This is a genomic window from Mycobacterium sp. E1715, assembly GCF_001667625.1.
Lineage (GTDB): Bacteria > Actinomycetota > Actinomycetes > Mycobacteriales > Mycobacteriaceae > Mycobacterium.
Window position 1 is genome coordinate 1 of the sequence record NZ_LZJJ01000033.1, and the last position, 2,271, is coordinate 2,271.

Here is a 2,271-nt window from a genome sequence, read left to right on the forward strand (position 1 = left end):
GCCGCGCAAGCGTTTCGGCGCCGCGGCCTCCAGATCGATCAACCCCTCACGCAAGCACAGGCCGGAGGCGCATCCCAGCACCAGGAAGAGGGGAAGGCCCAAGGCCAACGACATGGTCTGCGGGGCCAGCGCGGTGGTCGCGTAGCCGAGTGCGGCCAGCAGTGCGCCGGCGGTGCCGGCCTGGGGCCCCCAGCTCCGCGCGCGGGCCAGCACCTGGATCAGCCCGCTGACCCCGTTGACGAGCAGCGTGGCGGTGCCGACGGCCATCGGGGCGGCGAGCCCGGTGTGGACACGGCCGGGGATCGCGACGAACCCCAGTGTCGCCGATGCGAACACCCACGGCGCCAGCGGCATCGCCCAACTCAACGCCCGCCCGGTGCCCTGCCCCGCGGTGGTCGGCGGTTCCCAAACCCGCGCGGTTGGCCGCGCGGTGGTCTCCGCCCCGCGCGCCGCAAGCACCGCGAAGGCCATCGCCGCGATGCCGATCGCGACGGCGACCCCGAACGACAACTGGATGCCGCCCGGACCGGCCTTGACGATCAGGCCCCCCGCGAACGGTCCGATCGCGAAACCGCCCATCAACACCGCACCCGCGGCGGCCGCCCCGGCCGGACCTTTCAGATCGGAGGCCCAGGCGGTGCAGGAACTCATGGCCAGGCCGACACCGAACCCGACGATCAGGCGGCCGAGGAGCAAGATCTCGTACTGCTGCGAGCACAGCATGGCCACCGTGCCGGCCACGGCGGTCGCCGCGCCCGCCAGCGCCACCGGCCGCCGCCCGAACGCATCCGAGGTGCGCCCGCCGACGAGCAGGCCGGGCACCAAGCCCACCGCATAGACCCCGAAGATCGCATCGAGGGTGGCTGGGCTGAGGTGTTGCCGCGCGCTGAGCGCGGGCATCAGCGCGACGAAGTGGTTGGCGACCCAGCCGACGGACAGCAAGAGCACCAGCACGCCGCCGAAGACGGCCCGGTCCGCATCCGGGCGGCCCGCCTTGTCCAGAGCCGCCGCAGGTCGCGACGTTGACCCGTTGGCTACAGACACTGGACGTTTCCCCCTGGCATTCGGCGCGACGAACGCAAACGACGATGCAAACGAGGCAGTTATTCCCGATCGCCGCGGAAATGCACGCGGAGCAACCGGCCCGATCGGCGGGCAAATCTCGTGCGGGGTTTCAAATCGGCCGATTTGGTGTACTGATACCACTACTCGACTCCCAGGGAGGCAAACGATGAAGCAAATCGCGGCCGCGACGCTCGCACTAGCCGTGCTGCTGTCCAGCGCGTGTTCGGCCTCACAGGTGATCAACACCGGCGGCGACACCAAGTGCAAGGACTTCACCTCGCAGGACGAGAAGAAGCAGAACGACGAAGTCAGCAAGATGTTGAAGGACAAGAACGGCACCGACCCGTCCAACGCCGAGATCACCGCCACTCGGCTGTCGGCGGCGACGTACTGCCAGACGCTTGGCAAGCCGGACACCAAGATCTCCGAAGCGCCGCACGGCTGACCTTGATCGCCGTCTAGTGATGGCGCACAGCGGGTTTTAATCATCGGCAACGCAAACCTGGTGGGCGCCGCGCGCGATTCCTAGGCTGCGCGGGTGATGTCGACCAGTCTCGCGCCGGCACGCGTGTCATTGCGTCGCGTCAACCGCACCTTCGGAACGCGCGCCGTGCTGCGCGACGTCGACATCGAGATCGAACCGGGCCAGGTCGTCGCGTTGCTCGGGCCCTCGGGCAGCGGCAAGTCGACGCTGTTGCGACTCGTGGCCGGTCTCGACAAGCCCAGCGCCGGGCGGATCGAGATAGCGGGGAAGGCCGTCCGGGGGGTCGACCCGCGTTGCGCGATGGTTTTCCAGGAGCCGCGCCTGCTGCCGTGGCGATCGCTGGCGGCCAACGTCGCCTTCGGTTTACCGCCTGGCACGGCGCGCGCGAAGGGCACCGGGGAGGTTCAACATTGGCTGAACGTCGTAGGGCTGACCGAGTTCGGTGATCATCGCCCGCGGCAGGTTTCCGGCGGTATGGCACAACGTGCCGGCCTCGCGCGGGCTCTAGCGCGCCGGCCCAGTGTCCTGCTCCTCGACGAGCCGCTCGCGGCCCTGGACGCGTTGACCCGGTTGCGGATGCAGGACCTGCTCGACAGGGTGCAGCACGAGGCGGGCACCACGACGTTGCTGGTGACTCACGACGTCGATGAGGCGGCGATCCTCGCCGACCGCGTGCTCGTGTTGCGCGCCGACCCCACGGGCGCGGCCGGCATCGGCGCGGC

At 69.7% G+C, this 2,271-nt stretch carries 3 protein-coding genes; 2 read left to right on the plus strand and 1 reads right to left on the minus strand.

Annotated elements, in window-relative coordinates:
• Positions 1-1,002 (minus strand): MFS transporter (locus tag A9X03_RS01785; protein ID WP_068259402.1); only part of this gene is annotated, 1,002 nt, incomplete at its 3' end.
• Positions 1,003-1,231: 229 nt separating this feature from the next.
• Here A9X03_RS01785 and A9X03_RS01790 point away from each other — a divergent pair.
• Together A9X03_RS01790 and A9X03_RS01795 are read left to right on the plus strand one after the other, a co-directional pair.
• A complete protein-coding gene (locus A9X03_RS01790; RefSeq protein WP_067749783.1) occupies positions 1,232-1,510 on the plus strand; it encodes a hypothetical protein in 279 nt (92 codons plus the stop codon).
• Positions 1,511-1,633: 123 nt separating this feature from the next.
• On the plus strand, positions 1,634-2,271 hold a 638-nt coding region (locus A9X03_RS01795; protein WP_197694452.1), incomplete at its 3' end, for an ABC transporter ATP-binding protein.

Excerpts from the sequence above, each read along its gene's own strand:
- A9X03_RS01790 (WP_067749783.1), top strand. The coding sequence starts at position 1,232 with ATGAAGCAAATCGCGGCCGCGACGCTCGCACTAGCCGTGCTGCTGTCC.